The 16198-nt window shown below is 56.9% G+C and carries 19 protein-coding genes; 14 read left to right on the top strand and 5 right to left on the bottom strand.

Annotated elements, in window-relative coordinates; all coding sequences use genetic code 11:
* Positions 1-92 precede the first annotated feature (92 nt).
* Positions 93-1514 carry a metalloprotease TldD gene (tldD, locus tag ACR0IO_RS04360; RefSeq protein ID WP_480739722.1) on the bottom strand — a complete coding sequence of 474 codons (1422 nt, stop codon included), beginning with the start codon at positions 1512-1514 and terminating at the stop codon, positions 93-95.
* A gap of 176 nt (positions 1515-1690) precedes the next feature.
* On the opposite strand from tldD, the gene coxB reads away from it, so the two are divergent.
* The 11 genes from coxB (at position 1691) to ACR0IO_RS04305 (ending at position 11635) form a co-directional block, all read left to right on the top strand.
* Entirely contained in the window at positions 1691-2602 is a 912-nt protein-coding gene (gene coxB, locus ACR0IO_RS04355) for a cytochrome c oxidase subunit II (RefSeq protein WP_155139588.1), read from the top strand.
* 84 nt (positions 2603-2686) lie between these two features.
* On the top strand, positions 2687-3640 hold the full coding sequence (cyoE, locus tag ACR0IO_RS04350) for a heme o synthase (RefSeq protein WP_170331223.1): 954 nt from the start codon (positions 2687-2689) through the stop codon (positions 3638-3640).
* On the top strand, positions 3640-3801 hold the full coding sequence (locus ACR0IO_RS04345; RefSeq protein ID WP_170331225.1) for a hypothetical protein: 162 nt from the start codon (positions 3640-3642) through the stop codon (positions 3799-3801). The genes cyoE and ACR0IO_RS04345 overlap by 1 nt, the downstream gene beginning before the upstream one ends.
* Positions 3801-4376: a cytochrome c oxidase assembly protein gene (locus ACR0IO_RS04340; protein WP_155139592.1), complete on the top strand. Its 576-nt coding sequence runs from the start codon at positions 3801-3803 to the stop codon at positions 4374-4376. The genes ACR0IO_RS04345 and ACR0IO_RS04340 overlap by 1 nt, the downstream gene beginning before the upstream one ends.
* Before the next feature lie 22 nt (positions 4377-4398).
* Positions 4399-5214 (top strand): cytochrome c oxidase subunit 3, encoded by an 816-nt coding sequence (locus tag ACR0IO_RS04335; RefSeq protein ID WP_155139594.1) that lies wholly within the window; start codon positions 4399-4401, stop codon positions 5212-5214.
* 169 nt (positions 5215-5383) lie between these two features.
* Complete coding sequence (locus ACR0IO_RS04330; RefSeq protein WP_155139596.1) at positions 5384-6061, top strand: SURF1 family protein; 678 nt, start codon at positions 5384-5386, stop codon at positions 6059-6061.
* The gene (gene thrC / locus ACR0IO_RS04325) at positions 6058-7446 is read left to right on the top strand and encodes a threonine synthase (protein ID WP_480739721.1); all 1389 of its coding nucleotides are present in this window, start codon (positions 6058-6060) and stop codon (positions 7444-7446) included. Before ACR0IO_RS04330 ends, thrC begins: the two co-directional genes overlap by 4 nt.
* Positions 7443-8705: a M16 family metallopeptidase gene (locus ACR0IO_RS04320; protein WP_170331232.1), complete on the top strand. Its 1263-nt coding sequence runs from the start codon at positions 7443-7445 to the stop codon at positions 8703-8705. Before thrC ends, ACR0IO_RS04320 begins: the two co-directional genes overlap by 4 nt.
* Complete coding sequence (locus tag ACR0IO_RS04315) at positions 8705-9289, top strand: GNAT family N-acetyltransferase (protein ID WP_155139599.1); 585 nt, start codon at positions 8705-8707, stop codon at positions 9287-9289. Before ACR0IO_RS04320 ends, ACR0IO_RS04315 begins: the two co-directional genes overlap by 1 nt.
* Positions 9290-9362: 73 nt before the next feature.
* Complete coding sequence (locus ACR0IO_RS04310; protein ID WP_480739720.1) at positions 9363-10181, top strand: MBL fold metallo-hydrolase; 819 nt, start codon at positions 9363-9365, stop codon at positions 10179-10181.
* 38 nt (positions 10182-10219) lie between these two features.
* Positions 10220-11635, top strand: coding sequence for an FAD-binding oxidoreductase (locus ACR0IO_RS04305; RefSeq protein ID WP_480739719.1), 1416 nt, complete (start codon positions 10220-10222; stop codon positions 11633-11635).
* A gap of 38 nt (positions 11636-11673) precedes the next feature.
* On the opposite strand, the gene ACR0IO_RS04300 is transcribed toward ACR0IO_RS04305, so the two are convergent.
* From ACR0IO_RS04300 to ACR0IO_RS04290, 3 genes are all read right to left on the bottom strand, one after another.
* Entirely contained in the window at positions 11674-12156 is a 483-nt protein-coding gene (locus ACR0IO_RS04300) for a fasciclin domain-containing protein (protein WP_170331238.1), read from the bottom strand.
* A gap of 172 nt (positions 12157-12328) precedes the next feature.
* Positions 12329-12868 carry an adenine phosphoribosyltransferase gene (locus ACR0IO_RS04295; RefSeq protein ID WP_155139606.1) on the bottom strand — a complete coding sequence of 180 codons (540 nt, stop codon included), beginning with the start codon at positions 12866-12868 and terminating at the stop codon, positions 12329-12331.
* A gap of 82 nt (positions 12869-12950) precedes the next feature.
* Positions 12951-13085: a hypothetical protein gene (locus ACR0IO_RS04290; protein ID WP_256372725.1), complete on the bottom strand. Its 135-nt coding sequence runs from the start codon at positions 13083-13085 to the stop codon at positions 12951-12953.
* Positions 13086-13191: 106 nt separating this feature from the next.
* On the opposite strand from ACR0IO_RS04290, the gene ACR0IO_RS04285 reads away from it, so the two are divergent.
* Positions 13192-13365: a hypothetical protein gene (locus ACR0IO_RS04285; protein ID WP_155139608.1), complete on the top strand. Its 174-nt coding sequence runs from the start codon at positions 13192-13194 to the stop codon at positions 13363-13365.
* Between the two features lie 56 nt (positions 13366-13421).
* On the opposite strand, the gene ACR0IO_RS04280 is transcribed toward ACR0IO_RS04285, so the two are convergent.
* Positions 13422-14051, bottom strand: a complete 630-nt coding sequence (locus ACR0IO_RS04280; RefSeq protein WP_170331242.1) for a LysE family translocator — start codon at positions 14049-14051, stop codon at positions 13422-13424.
* 300 nt (positions 14052-14351) lie between these two features.
* Between ACR0IO_RS04280 and ACR0IO_RS04275 the strand changes: the two genes are divergently transcribed.
* Positions 14352-15038 carry a hypothetical protein gene (locus tag ACR0IO_RS04275; RefSeq protein ID WP_170331244.1) on the top strand — a complete coding sequence of 229 codons (687 nt, stop codon included), beginning with the start codon at positions 14352-14354 and terminating at the stop codon, positions 15036-15038.
* Between the two features lie 284 nt (positions 15039-15322).
* On the top strand, positions 15323-16189 hold the full coding sequence (locus tag ACR0IO_RS04270; protein ID WP_480739718.1) for an alpha/beta hydrolase: 867 nt from the start codon (positions 15323-15325) through the stop codon (positions 16187-16189).
* Positions 16190-16198: the final 9 nt, after the last annotated feature.

Below are 16198 nucleotides of genomic sequence, written 5' to 3'. Positions count from 1 at the left end.
CTTTAAGAGAAAATCGCATAGCGATTTCAATATTCGGTGCGGCAACAACCCGAGTTAACCTCGAGCTGTTAATGCCTGATCAGACCTGCGACTCAGGCTGCCGATCCACCAACGGTCAGGCCGTCCATCAAAACGGTAGGCTGACCAACGCCCACCGGCACCCATTGACCATCTTTGCCACAAGTGCCCATACCGGGATCCAACGCCATGTCATTGCCCAGCCCGCGGATACGTTTCAACGCCGATGGCCCGTCGCCAATCAGTGTCGCGCCCTTGACGGGGGCTCCGATCTTGCCGTTCTCGACCCGGTAAGCCTCGGTGCATGAAAACACGAACTTGCCATTTGTGATGTCGACCTGCCCACCGCCGAAGCCGACCGCCCAGATGCCATCCTTGATATCGGCCACCAGTTCAGCAGGATCGGAATCACCACCCAGCATGATAGTGTTGGTCATACGTGGCATGGGTTTGTGGGCATAGCTCTGCCGCCGCCCATTGCCGGTTGGCGAAACACCCATCAATCGCGCGTTCTGGCGGTCCTGCATGTAACCGGTCAGGATGCCGTTTTCGATCAGTACAGTGCGCGAACTTGGGGTGCCCTCGTCATCCACGGTGATCGATCCGCGACGATCCGGGATCGTGCCGTCATCAACTACTGTCACGCCTTTCGAGGCAATTTGCTGCCCCATCAGCCCAGCGAAGGCTGAGCTTCCTTTGCGATTGAAGTCACCCTCGAGGCCATGACCGATGGCCTCGTGCAGAAGAATGCCGGGCCAACCAGGGCCAAGCGCCACTTCCATCACGCCAGCAGGGGCGGGAATCGCATCAAGATTAACCAACGCGATGCGCAACGCTTCGCACGCCTTGTCCTGCCAGTCTGATGGATCAATCAGACCATCAAGACCCACACGTCCACCGCCGCCAGCGGAACCGCTTTCGCGCCGACCATTCTGTTCGACGATCACCGAGACATTCAGGCGGGTCATCGGTCTTACGTCGCGGACAAGGACACCATCGGGGCGCAGGATCTCAACTTCCTGCACCGCAGCAGCGATAGTTGCGCTGACCTGAACCACACGGGGATCGAGATCGCGCGCAAACGCATCAATCTCGCGCAGCGTATCAATCTTGACCGGGAAGCTGGCGGATTCGATCGGATCTTCGTCTGTATAAAGCCGTGTATTTGTGGCGCGCGGTGCATCGGCAAGTGTTCCGCCACCGTCCCCAACCGCCAGCCGTGCGGTTTCGGCCGCGCGCTTTAGTGAAGGGATCGAGACATCGGTCGAATGCGCATACCCTGCCACATCACCCTGAACCGTGCGCAGTCCAAATCCCTCAGAAGAGTCATAGGAAGCGGTGCGTAGACGCCCGTCATCGAAGACCAGAGACTCGGATTTACGCCGTTCAACATAAAGCTCTCCGTCCTCTGCACCCGCTGTGGCAGACTGCAGAACGGCCAGCGCTTCATCGTGGGGAAGGGCGGTTTCAAAAGGGCGAAACGGGGCTTGAGTCATCGGTTGCTGCCTTTCGGGTTTGATCCAGATCAAAAATAGCGTCTGTTTGACGCAAGCATTTTGCTTTATCTACCCGACGGAATATGGTTTTTAACGCGGCCAAAGACAACGGGAGAGGTGTGACCGATTCACGCCTTTTCGCGAGAGAAGCAAAGATCAAACGATCAGGACAGAACATGAAGAATGCTTTGATGCTTTCGGGGCTTGCCACAGCCCTCTCCAGCCTTCCCGCCATGGCTCAGGAGCTTGAGATTATTGGCAAGCCGGTCGACGGCGGCATCGGTTTCCAACCCGCCGCCACCAGCCTTGCGGATGGGATCCAGCGTCTGGACGATATGATTCTGGTGATCATCACCGCAATCTGTGTGCTCGTTGCTGGACTGCTGGTTTATTGCATCGTGCGCTACAATCAGCGCGCAAACCCGAAACCCGCTGCATTCTCGCACTACACTCCGGTCGAGATTGCATGGACCCTGGGTCCAATCCTGATTCTGGTTTTCATCGGCGCCTTCTCACTGCCGGTGCTGTTCAAGCAGCAGGAAATCCCGGAAGGTGACGTTGTGATCAAAGTCGTCGGCAACCAGTGGTACTGGACCTACGAATACGTCGATCATGACTTTGCTTTCGACAGCTATCTGCTGGGCCATCCCGCAACTCTGGACGAAGGCGCACGCCCTGCGGACGCAGATGTGACACCGTTCGTTCTGGATGATGCAATGCGCGCCAAACTGACAGACGCAGGCTACAGCGAAGATGAGTGGCTGCTGGCCACCGACACCGCAGTTGTTGTGCCTGTTGGCAAGATCGTCGTCATGCAGGTTACCGCGTCAGACGTGATCCACTCGTGGACCATCCCTTCCTTCGGCGTGAAACAGGATGGTGTACCGGGCCGCTTGGCTGAGCTGTGGTTCCAGGCCGACAAGGAAGGCATCTACTTCGGTCAGTGTTCGGAACTGTGCGGTAAGGACCACGCCTACATGCCGATCACTGTCAAAGTGGTCAGCGAAGAGGCTTACGAGCAGTGGCTGCAAGGCGCACTTGAAGAATATGCGGGTCAGCCGGCTGCCTATCAGGTTGCATCGAACTGACAGCACGTGCGGGTACCCATCCCGCGCATCAAATAAAGCAGGCTGCGCGTCTTACGCGCAGCTTTCGCCCCAAAAGGACCGGAAATGAGCGACGCAAGCATCAATGCCAGCACCGTGAACGCGCAGACCCGCGCGGACGAGGCCAGCTTTGGCGATTATTTCGCCCTGCTGAAGCCGCGTGTGATGTCGCTGGTTGTGTTCACCGCTCTGGTCGGGCTGCTGGCCGCGCCGGTTCCGGTGCACCCCTTTGTCGGATTCTGTGCCATCCTTTTCATTGCCATTGGCGGCGGTGCCTCGGGCGCGCTGAACATGTGGTGGGATGCCGATATCGACAAGGTGATGAAGCGCACCAAAGGTCGGCCGATCCCCTCTGGCAAGGTTGAGGAAGGCGAAGCGCTGGCCCTGGGTCTGGCCCTCTCCGGCATGTCCGTGATGATGCTGGCGCTGGCAACAAATATCTTTGCTGGCGCGTTCCTCGCCTTCACGATCTTTTTCTATGTCGTCATCTACACGATGTGGCTGAAACGCTCGACGCCCCAGAACATCGTGATCGGTGGCGCTGCGGGTGCATTCCCTCCGGTGATAGGATGGGTTGCCGCAACTGGCTCGATGTCGATAGAGCCGTGGCTGATGTTTGCCCTGACCTTTATGTGGACACCGCCGCATTTCTGGGCACTGGCGCTGTTCATGCGCTCGGATTACGACGATGCCGGTGTACCGATGCTGACCGTCACCCACGGTCGCAAGGCGACCCGCACTCATATTCTAGTCTACACCGTTTTGCTGGCATTGCTGGCGATCGGGACTGCATTCTCGGGTATCGGCGGGCCGGTTTATCTGGTGGTTGCTGTCGTCCTGAATGCGCTGTTCCTGCGCGGAGCATGGAAAATCTCTCGGCGCACAGAAGAGGACGCGGAAGCCGACAACTTCAAAGTCGAACGCAGCTTCTTCAAGCTGTCGCTGCTTTACCTCTTCCTGCATTTTGGCGCTATTCTGGTTGAAGCGCTTCTGAAGAACTACGGTCTGGGAGGCTGGTGATGAGCTTGCGCAAGAGCCACGAACTGCATCAGCGCCGGTTCAGCCGCAATCTTGGTGTTGGACTGACGTTGGCGGCCTTCATCGTGATCATCTTTGGTCTGACCATCGTCAAGGTTTCCGGTACCGACTTTACGGTTCCAACTTCTGAGGTGCAGAACTGATGGCGATGTCGGGTCCACAGAAAACGGTTGTGCAGCTGGTTGGTGTTGTCGTTCTGATGGGCGGCCTCGCTTGGGCGTCCGTGCCGTTCTACAACTGGTTTTGTCGGGTAACAGGTTTTGGTGGCACCACTGGCGTCGCCGAGCAGGCTCCGGATGATGTTCTGGACCAGATCGTCACCATTCGCTTTGATGCATCCAAAGCCAAGGACATGCCCTGGGAGTTCAAACCGGTCGAGCGCGAGATGAAAGTGCGCATCGGTGAAACCGGGCTGGCCTTTTATGAGGCATACAACCCGACAGACAAACCCATCGCGGGGCAGGCGTCCTACAACGTGACGCCCTATTCGGCCGGTGGATATTTCCAGAAAATTGCCTGCTTCTGCTTTGACGAGCAGGTTCTGCAACCGGGTGAACGGGTCGAAATGCCTGTCACCTTCTTCGTCGATCCGGAAATCGTCGAAGACCCCGAAGCACAGTATGTTCATACGATCACACTGTCGTATACATTCTACGAAATTGACCTGCCCGAGGGCTATGCCGCCCTTGAAGCGCAGGCAGATACAAACACGAACTAACGCCTGTAGGTGAGGGACGCTGATGGCACACGCTAAAAACCACGACTACCACATTCTGGCCCCATCAATCTGGCCATTCATCGGCGCGATTGGCGGCTTTGTGATGCTGTTCGGAGCCGTCCTCTGGATGCACGGTATCACGTCGTTCATGTTCTGGGCGGGTCTGGTGGCCGTGCTTTATACCATGTTCGCATGGTGGTCAGAGGTTGTCGCCGAAAGCCGTGCTGGTGATCATACACCAGTGGTTCGCATCGGCCTGCGCTACGGCTTCATCCTTTTCGTGATGTCCGAGGTGATGTTCTTCTTCGCGTGGTTCTGGTCGTTCTTCAAACACCGCATGTATCCGATGTACGACTATGCCGGCACCGAGTACATCCAGCCGGACATCCACGCGGTTGACCCGTTCCACCTGCCGCTGATCAACACACTGGTCCTGCTGCTGTCGGGCTGTGCAATTACCTGGGCACACCATGCGCTTGTCCACGACAATGACCGCAAGGCACTGATCAACGGTCTGGCGATCGGTATCGTACTGGGTATCGCATTTACCTTCCTGCAGGCGTTTGAATACTATGAACTGCTGGCGCATGAGGGCTGGAAATTCGGTGATGATCAGTTCTACTCGAACTTCTTCATGGCAACCGGTTTCCACGGTGCACACGTCATCATCGGGACCATTTTCCTGAGCGTCTGTTTGATCCGTGCGCTACGCGGTGACTTTACGCCCGAGAAACACGTCGGTTTCGAAGCGGCTGCATGGTACTGGCACTTTGTTGACGTCGTATGGCTGTTCCTGTTCTTCGCCGTCTACATCTGGGGTCAGGCTCCACTGATGTAACGCCGGACAGGCGATCCAATTGCAAAAGCCGCCCTTAGGGGCGGCTTTTTCTCTATCCGGGGCGCAATATTGCGCCCCATACAATTGCACGGTTGCCTTTCCGCAGGTGTAGCCCTTAACAAGACGCCGGCTCATGCAGAGCCTTCAAATGATGTAATCTGGACTCGACATGCGCCGCATTCTCTTCCTGCTGATTTTTGGTATCGCCGGTCTGGCGATCCTGGTGTCGCTGGGGGTCTGGCAGGTTCAGCGTCTGTCGTGGAAACAGGACGTATTGGCCGAGATTGAAAATCGGATATCCGCTAACCCCGTTGATTTGCCGGTAAGTGTGTCGCCCGATACCGACAAGTATTTGCCAGTTACGATCAAGGGCGAGATGGAGCCGGGTGAGATCCACGTTCTGGTCTCGGTCAAGCAGGTCGGGGCAGGGTATCGCATCATCCAGTCTTTCAGTACCGAAGACCGGACAATCCTGGTGGATCGGGGTTTTGTGCCTGTGACTGCGAAGCAGATCGAGCGCCGGACTGGTCCGATGGAGGTCACCGGTAACCTGCATTGGCCAGATGAGATCGACGGTTACACACCTGAGTCCGATATCGACGCCAACATCTGGTTCGCCCGCGACGTGCCCAATCTGGCGACGGCGTTGGGGGCCGAGCCGGTTCTGCTGATCGCGCGGTCGCAAACCGACCCCGGCATTAAGCCTTTGCCTGTCGACACGGCCGGCATCCCGAATGACCATCTGCAATATGCAATCACCTGGTTTGGTTTGGCCCTGGTTTGGGCGGCGATGACCGGGTACTTCCTGTGGCGCAGCCGCGCCCCTTCTGAGAGTGACGAGCCATGAAATACATCTCGACCCGTGGGCAGGCGCCCGAACTGACTTTTGAAGAGGCGATGCTGACAGGGTTGGCCCGCGACGGTGGCCTGTATCTGCCCGCTGAAATCCCGGTGATGTCGCAGGACGAGATCGCGGCTTTGGCCGGGTTGCCGTACGAGGAAATCGCCTTTCGGGTGATGTGGCCTTATGTCAGCGGATCGTTTGATGAGGACGAGTTCAAGGAAATCATCGCGCGCGCCTACGAGGGTTTTGGTCATGACGCCCGCGCGCCGCTGAAGCAGTTGAACGAGAACCACTTCCTGCTGGAGCTGTTCCACGGGCCCACTCTGGCCTTCAAGGACTTCGCCATGCAGCTGATCGGTCAGCTGTTCCAGGTGGCCCTCAAGCGCCGTGGCGACCGTGTGACCATCGTGGGCGCAACCAGTGGTGACACCGGATCGGCCGCCATCGAGGCATTTCGGGGTCTGGATGCCGTGGATGTATTCATCTTGTATCCGCATGGCCGAGTATCGGAAGTGCAGCGTCGCCAGATGACAACGCCAGCGGACAGCAACGTGCATGCCTTGGCCGTGGATGGCGATTTCGACGATTGTCAGGCTGCGCTGAAGGATATGTTCAACGATTTTGATTTCCGCGACGGGGTGAAGCTGGCAGGGGTGAACTCGATCAACTTTGCCCGTGTGCTGGCGCAGATCGTCTATTACTTCTCAGCCGCTGTTAGCCTTGGCGCGCCGCATCGCAAGGTCAGCTTCACAGTGCCAACCGGCAATTTCGGTGACATCTTCGCGGGCTATCTGGCCAAACGAATGGGCCTGCCTATCGATCGTCTTGTGGTCGCGACCAACCAGAACGACATTCTGCACCGCTGCCTGTCGGGTGAGGGATACTTCAAGGGCGACACCATCCCCTCGATCAGCCCGTCGATGGATATTCAGGTCAGCTCGAACTTTGAACGCGCGCTGTATTATGCCTATGGCGAGGATGGTAGCGCCGTCGCTCAGTTGATGGATGAACTGAAGAATGGTGGCTTCAACGTCAGCCAGGGCGCAATGGAAGCGCTGCGTGAGAATTTCGACTCGGGTCGCGTGTCTGAGGACGAAACGCTGGAAACGATCAAGCACACGCTCGCCCATAGCGCCGAGCTTGTTTGCCCGCACACCGCCGTTGGTATCATGGTCGCGGAAGAGCATCGCGCAGCGGACGTGCCGATGATCACTCTGGCCACGGCACACCCCGCGAAATTTCCGGCTGCGGTCGAGAAGGCGAGCGACGTACATCCGCCTCTTCCATCCCGCATGTCTGATCTGTATGAACGTCCGGAACGGGTGACCCGCATTGCCAACGATCTGGGTGCCCTTGAGGATCATATCAGAAGGCATATCGCTGAGTGACTGTCAGACAAGACCAACTGAAGAACGGGTTTCGTATCGTCAGTGAACATATGCCGGGGTTGCAATCTGCAGCCATCGGCATCTGGGTGACCGCCGGCGGGCGGCATGAGCGGATCGAGCAGAACGGTATCGCGCATTTCCTTGAGCATATGGCGTTCAAGGGAACCGAGCGTCGTTCCGCGCTGCAAATCGCCGAGGCGATTGAGGATGTGGGCGGGTATATCAACGCCTACACCTCGCGCGAGGTGACAGCCTATTATGCGCGTGTCCTGAAAGACGATGTGGCGCTGGCCATGGATGTGATCGGCGACATCGTTCTGAATCCGGTTTTCGACCCGCGCGAGATCGAGGTCGAACGCGGTGTGATCTTGCAGGAGATCGGTCAGGCCTATGACACGCCGGACGATGTAATCTTTGATTGGTTACAGGAGCAGAGCTATCACGATCAGCCCTTGGGCCGGACAATTCTGGGCCCGACCGAGCGGGTCAGTGCGTTTTCGCGAGAGGACCTCTCCGGCTTCGTAGCTGAGCATTATGGTCCCGATCAGATGATCCTGTCTGCTGCCGGTGCTGTGGATCATGATCAGCTGATGAAAATGGCTGAAGAGATGTTCGGTCATCTGCAACCACGTACAGGGCTGATCGCCGAACCTGCGCGCTTTACCGGCGGTGAAGCTCGGCAGGAGAAAGAGTTGGAGCAGGCCCATTTTGCGCTGGCCCTGGAAAGCCCCGGTTACCGTGATGATGCGATCTATACCGCGCAGATATATTCGACGGCACTGGGTGGCGGCATGTCCTCGCGGCTGTTTCAGGAGGTGCGCGAGACACGCGGGCTCTGCTATACGATCTTTGCGCAGACCGGAGCCTATGCAGACACCGGGACAACCACGATCTACGCCGGTACATCAGCGGATCAGGTCGCAGAGCTTGCCACCATCACCATTGACGAGATGAAGCGCGCGGCTGAGGACATGACCTCCGAAGAGGTTGCCCGTGCCCGTGCTCAGATGAAGGCCGGAATGCTGATGGGGCTGGAAAGCCCGTCGAACCGAGCCGAACGGTTGGCGCGACTGGTTCAGATCTGGGGCCGTGTCCCATCCCTTGAGGATACGGTGGCCAAGATTGATGCGGTCAGCACCGAGGATGTGCGCGTATTCGCTGAGCAGATGGCAATCAAAGCGCCTGCCGCTCTGGCGCTTTACGGGCCGGTCTCAGGCGCACCGACACTGGCTGAATTGCAGGAGAGGCGCGCGGCTTGATGCTGTTGGGCAGACGCAAGCTGAAACTCGAAACTGAACGGTTGAGTCTGCGACCACCCGTTCATTCCGATTTTCATGACTGGTCTGCTCTCCGGCGAGCGTCGCGTGAATACCTGACCCCGTGGGAGCCGGTTTGGGCAAAGGATCACCTGAGCCGTAAATCCTTTACCAACCGGGTCTATTGGGCACAGCGTTCGGTGGCCAGCGGTACCGCCGTTCCACTGTTTCTGTTCAGGCGCAGCGACAATGTGCTGTTAGGCGCAATTACTTTGGACAACATACGTCGCGGCCCGGCTCAGGCGGGGACGCTTGGGTATTGGACCGGGCAGTCCTTTGCTCGTCAGGGGTACATGCGCGAAGCGATTGGCGCGATGGTGCATTATGCATTTACCCGGCTGGACCTTAGCCGGATCGAAGCCGCCTGCCTTCCGGAAAACAAAGCTTCGCGCGGGTTGCTCGAAAGCTCCGGCTTCAAATACGAGGGCGTCGCGCAGTCTTACCTGCAGATCGGTGGCCGCTGGCGCACCCATGTTCTGTATGCCAGTTTGCGGTCTGATCGGCGCGGTCGGACGGATGCAGGCTGACGCCTGCGCCTGGAAACTGACACCTATCAAACAAGAAGCATGACTTGTGGCGATGTTGCGCTAAACTCTGGTCATGCGCTGGGCTGTTCTGGCATTGTTGGTGATTGCAGAAGGCGCCGTAGCGCAGGAGCGGCGGCCCAGCCACTGTATTGCCATCGCCAACGAAACTCCCGGCATTCAGTATCTTCATAAGGCTGCATGGCAGGATCCGGTGTCGGAGTTCTCCGTCCGGATCAGCTATATCTCCCATGCCTCGTTTTTGCTTCAGACACATGGCGGACTAAATGCTGTCACCGATTTCACAGGGTTCATCGGTGGGGCCGCCCTGATTCCCGATGTGGTGACCATGAACCACGCCCACAGCACCCACTGGACCGCGCATCCCGATCCTGCGATCCCTCATGTTCTGGAAGGCTGGGGAGAGTTCGGGCAAGGCATCGACCATCATCTTGATCTGGGGGAAATGCTGATCCGGAACGTTTCCACCGACATCCGGTCAGCCTATGGTGGGGTTGAGGAACGCGGCAATTCCATCTTTGTCTTCGAGGTTGAGGGGCTGTGTATCGGCCATCTGGGTCATTTGCATCACATCCCGTCGGATGAGCAATTCGCAGCGCTGGGCCGGCTGGATGTTGTCATGGCAGCGGTAGATGGCGGAACCACCATGCCTCTGCCTGAAATGATTTCAGTGCTGCGGCGCCTGAAAAGCTCGGTCATCATTCCGATGCACTGGTTTTCGGATTACTCACTGGAGCGGTTTCTGAGCGGGATACGAAACGATTTTCCGGTTGAGCGGGACGGCGTATCCGAGATTGAAGTATCGTTGCGAACACTTCCGGATCGACCCACGGTTGTCGTTCTTGAACCGCGCTATCTGATTGAGTTGGAATAAGACTTGCCGAAACTTTCTGCCTTGGGCATGGAGAGGGTATGACTTTGAACCCTGCAGATGAGTGCTTTGCCCAGCGGATCCGAACCCAACTGGGTGACGACATATTGCGCCCGGTTGAGCCGCGATATCTCGAAGAACCCCGTCGCAGATTTGCCGGGCATGTTGGCGTCCTATGCCTGCCGCGCAATGTGGAAGAAGTCGCCGCGCTGGTTCGGCTGGCATCTGATGCGAATGTGCCCGTTGTTCCTTATGGTGGCGGCACCGGGCTGGTTGGCGGGCAGGTCATGGCAGATGAACCAGCCCCTTTGGTGATCTCGCTAGAGCGTATGACAGCGATCCGGGGCGTCTATCCGACCGAGAATGTTCTGGTGGCCGAAGCTGGCGCCATTCTGGCGGACGTGCAGGTCGCAGCCGCGGCTGCAGATCGACTGTTCCCTCTTGCGCTTGCAGCGCAGGGTTCTTGCAGGATTGGCGGCAACCTCGCCACCAACGCGGGGGGCGTGAACGTTTTGCGCTATGGCAATTCCCGCGATCTGTGTCTGGGGCTCGAGGCTGTTCTGCCAAACGGGGACATCTGGCACGGGCTCAGCCGGTTGAGGAAAGACAACACTGGATATGATCTGCGCAATCTGCTGATCGGTTCTGAGGGAACGCTTGGCATCATCACGGCTGCATCTCTCAAACTGTTTCCCAGACCAACCGAAATCAGCACCGCGATCTTTCAGGTGGCCTCTCCTGATGCTGCCATTCATCTGCTGGCCCTTGCGCGGGATCAGGTGGGGGAGGGTGTCAGCACATTTGAACTGATCCACCGACAGGGGATGGACTTCTTGACCGAGGTTCTGCCTGACGTACGCCAACCGTTTGCCGAGCCACCTGAATGGAGCGTGTTGATCGAGTTGGGTTTGGCAGCCGGCCACGACCCGTCAGAGGCGCTCGAAAGCCTGTTCCAGACGGCTTTGGGTCAAGATCTGGTCAGTGATGGTGTAATTGCCCAAAGCGAAGGTCAACGTGCAGAACTCTGGGCTGTGCGTGAGCGTATACCTGAGGCTAATCGCCTGGTCGGCTCCGTATCCAGCCATGACATCTCGATCCCGATCTCGTCGATACCTGAATTCATTGAACGGGGCGCAGAGCTGGTCGCCTCGCTAGGACCTTATCGCATCAACTGCTTCGGTCACTTGGGCGATGGAAATCTGCACTACAACGTTTTCCCGCCTAAGGGGCATGACAGAGCAGATTTTGATGAGAAAAGGGCGACGGTCAAACACGCGGTTCATGACCTAGTCCATGAATTCCATGGGTCGGTCAGCGCAGAACATGGGATCGGTAGGCTCAAAGTCGATGATCTTGAGCGCTACGGGGACCCTGCCAAGCTGCAGGCGATGCGCGCCATCAAGGTAGCGCTTGACCCCAAGGGGATTATGAACCCCGGTGCGATCCTGAAGGCTTAGACACGGCCCGACAAATGCGAGCCGTGCCTGACATCCGCTTACGAAGCAGGGATGATAACTTTGTCGATCACATGGATCACGCCGTTCTTGGTTTCGATATCGGCCTGAACAACATTGGCATCGTTGACCATCACGCCCGAATCCAAATCGATGGTGATCTCACCGCCCTGCACGGTTGCAGCGGTCATGTCATCTGACAGATCGCCCGACATTACTTTGCCCGGAACCACGTGGTAGGTCAGGATGGCCACCAGTTGATCCTTGTTTTCAGGCTTCAGCAGAGTTTCTACCGTGCCTTCAGGCAATGCAGCAAAAGCTTCATCTGTTGGGGCAAAAACAGTGAATGGACCCTCACCTTTCAGGGTATCAACCAATTCAGCGGCCTGAACGGCAGCTACGAGCGTTGTAAAGCTGCCTGCCGAGACAGCAGTGTCCACAATGTCTTTTCCGTGACCGTCTGCCATTGCAGACGTGCTGAACAGAATACTAGCGACACCAGCTACAGCGATTTTGCGAAACATGACTTCATATCCCTTGTTGAATGAATGCCTCAGGTGGCATCATCAGGGGTACGGGGGCGCATCGCGACAAGATCACCTTGCGTGAAGAATGTTCCGGCTTGAAACTGGGTCATGGCGGGCTAAGCCCGCCAATTCGTAGATTTCCAATCACGAAATCGTGAAAATAAGTAGGTCAAAGGCCTTCAAATTCGCACAGGACGTGGACATCCATGCCCATATCTTCCAGCACTTTGCGACCACCCAACTCGGGCAGATCAATCACGAAGGCACAAGAGACGATTTCACCGCCAAGCCGTTCGATCAGCTTGATGCCCGCAGCAGCCGTGCCGCCAGTTGCCAACAGATCGTCAACCACCAGAATCTTCTCACCCGGTTGAATTGCGTCATCGTGGATTTCAACGATCGCCTCGCCGTATTCCAGCTTATAGTCCTGACTGATGGTTGTGCCGGGTAGTTTGCCTTTTTTGCGGATCGGCACAAACCCGACGCTTAGCTGATGCGCAATTGCCCCGCCGAGGATAAACCCGCGCGCCTCAAGACCGACCACCTTGTCGATCCGCTCACCCGCATAGGGGTGCAGCATCTGGTCAATCGCCATGCGAAACCCACGCGGGTCGGCGAACAGGGTTGTCACATCCCGGAACATGATCCCTTCATGCGGGAAGTCTACAATGGTCCGAATGTAATCCTTGACCGTTTTGTTTCTGGACATGGGTCAACCCTCTTGCGTCAAATTACGCGCGGGTGTTTGGCCCATCAGACGGGGTCATGCAAGGAAAGTTTCCTAGCTGCGATCATTTGTGGCGGTCTGGTACAGCCTTTGGCAGACCGTAATAGCGATAAAGCGCAGCTGGCAGCCACGACAGGTGCGGTTTGCGCCAGTTGCGCTGGTCGCGCAGCAGAAATGCCTGAGCAGCATGAAGGTTCATTGCCTAATTCCTTTTTTATTGTTAGGTGCTCGATATCTACAACTTCTATGCGATGTATATACAATGTATCGCGGTAAGAATCAAGGGATCGTCGGAGTAAGGGCGCGTGGGAAAGAAAGACGGTAAGGGATCTACCAAGAAAAACAGTCAGTTGGTGTTACGGCTGGATAAGGACGAACGCGACGCATTTGTCGAGCTTTGCAAGGAACTCGACACATCTGCAGCCCGGGAAATCCGGCGCTTCATCCGCGGTTTCATGAAAGAGAACGCCGAAAACTAGTGCACAGGTTGTGGCTGGCAGCGGACAGCCATTTCTTGTTCTTGAGTTGAAGGCACTCAGGCTGGCCGACGCAAAAGGGCAGTGGCCAGTCCCATTCCGATCAGGGTTAACCCTCCAAATCGCGTCAAACCGGTGATCACGCTCGGACGCCCAATCATCTGACGCAGGCGATCCGCCAGCAATGCGTAGGCCAGCGCATTCAGCCAGGCCAGACCCACAAACGTTGCAATCAGGATAAGGAACTGCGGCCCTAGCGGATCGGCAGGGCGCAGAAACTGCGGCACGAATGCGATAAAGAAGGCGATGGATTTCGGGTTCAGCGCCGTAACGGCCGCCGCATGGCCAAAGACACTTTGAGTCGTCACATCACGTCCGGTCGAAACGGTCTCCAGGCCTCCTGAGGGGGCGCTGCGCAACAGTTTGACGCCCATCCAGACCAGATAGGCCGCACCTACCCATTTCAGCGCGGTGAACAGGGTTGCCGATGCCAGAACAAGCGCACCCAACCCAAGCAGAGAGGCGGTCATGGCCAACAAATCACCCGCAGCTACACCCGAGGCCGAGGCAACGGCAACACTACGTCCCTTGGACAGGGCATAGCTGAGAACAAGCAATACCGTGGGCCCCGGTATCAACAAAAGTGCCGTAGAAGCCGCAACAAAAGCCAACCAGATATCCAAGGACATGATGCACGTGTTCCGCGATTGAAAATAGCTCGGATCAGCTAGGCTCGCGGGGCCGGGAAAGTCAACCAGACAAGGCGTCCAAAGCAGCTGTGAATAAGGTGAAAACTCCCGCCGCGAGTCGCTTTTTGCGATGTTTTATGTTAATATTCGCATTTTTTAAGAAGGAGTATTTGTTATGAAGTGGTTAGCTGCAGTGTTTGTGCTCTTTATTGCTGTCGTTGCTCAGACGGGAAACGCCAATAGCTGCCCAGAAGGGTACACAGAATGCGGAGGCAACCTGTGTTGTCCTAAGGTGCAGCAATGACCTGGTCAGGCGCACTTGACGAGTTGCGCAAACGCTCTGGATACCTGATTGCGGTGGCGATCGTTATCGCTGTTCTGGCGTTCACGGCACCGCTGGTGCTGGATGCGGATGAGGCCGATTTGCGCTATGACCGAAACAGTATCCCGGCCCATCGTCTGGATAGTCCGCGACCCGGTGATGCCTATGCATTTGATCATTCGGCCGGTGATTTCATGGCGATCAAACTGTGCCGTTTGCACATGGCTGATACGTTCCAGGCCGCACCGGTCAGGTTTGCCGGCGTCAATGAGTGGGGAAAGGGCTTCAATGATGCGATCTCGCAGGTGGGACAGTTCGTCGGAGAGAAGATTCTTCATGAGATGAACCTCGAAGGCGCGCATGTCGTGTGGGAATTCAACAAGATCTATCGCAGCGATGAGCTGAGTACCCAGCTTGAGCAGAACTGCCTTGAGCGTGTGGTCGAGCGCGTACGTATGCCTGATCAGTCGGTCTTTATCGTCGATATGGTTTACTATGCGCCGGATGAGCCCGACATGCCGAAACTGGTTCAGCTGTCCCGGTCGAGCATCATACCGATGGACTGTGGCGCAGGTTGCATGCAGCCGATGCCTAAACATGAGGTTCTCAAGATCGGTTGGCTGACGCGGATCAAGGCTGAATGGCAACTGGTACGTATCGAATAGCCGCACTCAGGCGATAAGAGGGGGCATAGCGGAGTTTGGGGTACCCGAACTCTGGGCTCGTGTTAGCAATCGCTGATTTGTAATGACTTCGCTGCTGCGTATGCGGTGGCCGGGTCAAGGATGTTCTGTGTTCATTTGAGAAATGGGACAGTTCCGGGCGGCACAGTGGATGTGGCGCATTGTGCGGGCAACCTTAAAGCTCGGATTAAGGTTGATACACCTGTCTTGAAACGCCCATATGCGGACACAAGACTATGAGGATCATTTCGCCTCAGGAGGCTCGGGTGACACAACCGCATACAACTGACAATGAACAGCAGATCCAAACCGCCCAACCATCGCGCAGTTGGTTGAAACGTGCATTGATCTCTGTGGTGGCCGTTGGCGGCGTCGCTTATGTGGCAGCCGCAGGATACATGTATCTCAATCAGCGGTCTTTGCTGTTCAAACCCTCAGGTGTTCTGCCCGAACCGGAAGCTGTTGGTTTGGCGGATGCGACTGTCCTAAAGGTTCCGATGTCTGATGGGGTTGAGCTGACCACTTGGTCCGTTCCTGCCAGCGCAGAGGGTGCACCAACGGTCCTGTTCTTTCATGGTCAAAGCGGTAATCTGGGAGACCGAGTTCAACGGCTTGAAGAGATTGTCGATAGCGGTTTCGGGGTGCTTGCCCCCAGCTATCGGGGATATCCCGGCAGTCCCGGTGAACCGTCTGAGCAGGCCCTGATCTCGGATGGTGTTGAGCTGTTTGATCTGCTCGAAACCCAGGGCGAGACTGTTATCCTGCACGGACAAAGCCTTGGCACGGGCGTCGCGACCGCAGTGGCCGAACAGCGCCCGGAAGCTGAACTCCTGGTACTCGAAGCACCCTTTACAGCGACAGTGGACGTGGCAGCCGAAAGATACCCTTGGCTGCCGGTGTCAGCGCTGATGAAAGACCACTTCGCCACCCGCGACCTTATCGATGATGTCGAGGTTCCGATCCTGATCTTTCACGGTTCCGACGATGAAACGGTTCCAGCCCACCACAGCAAGAAGCTGGCGGAACTCTCCGGCGCGAAGGCCCAGTTGTTCATGATACCGGGCGGCACACACAACGACCTGTGGTCGCACGGGTTGTGGCAGGAGGTTCGTCAGAACCTGCCAGCCAACTAAGGGCAACCC

This window comes from Ruegeria sp. CE12 (assembly GCF_056537525.1).
This window is presented reverse-complemented; position numbering and strand designations above follow the sequence as displayed.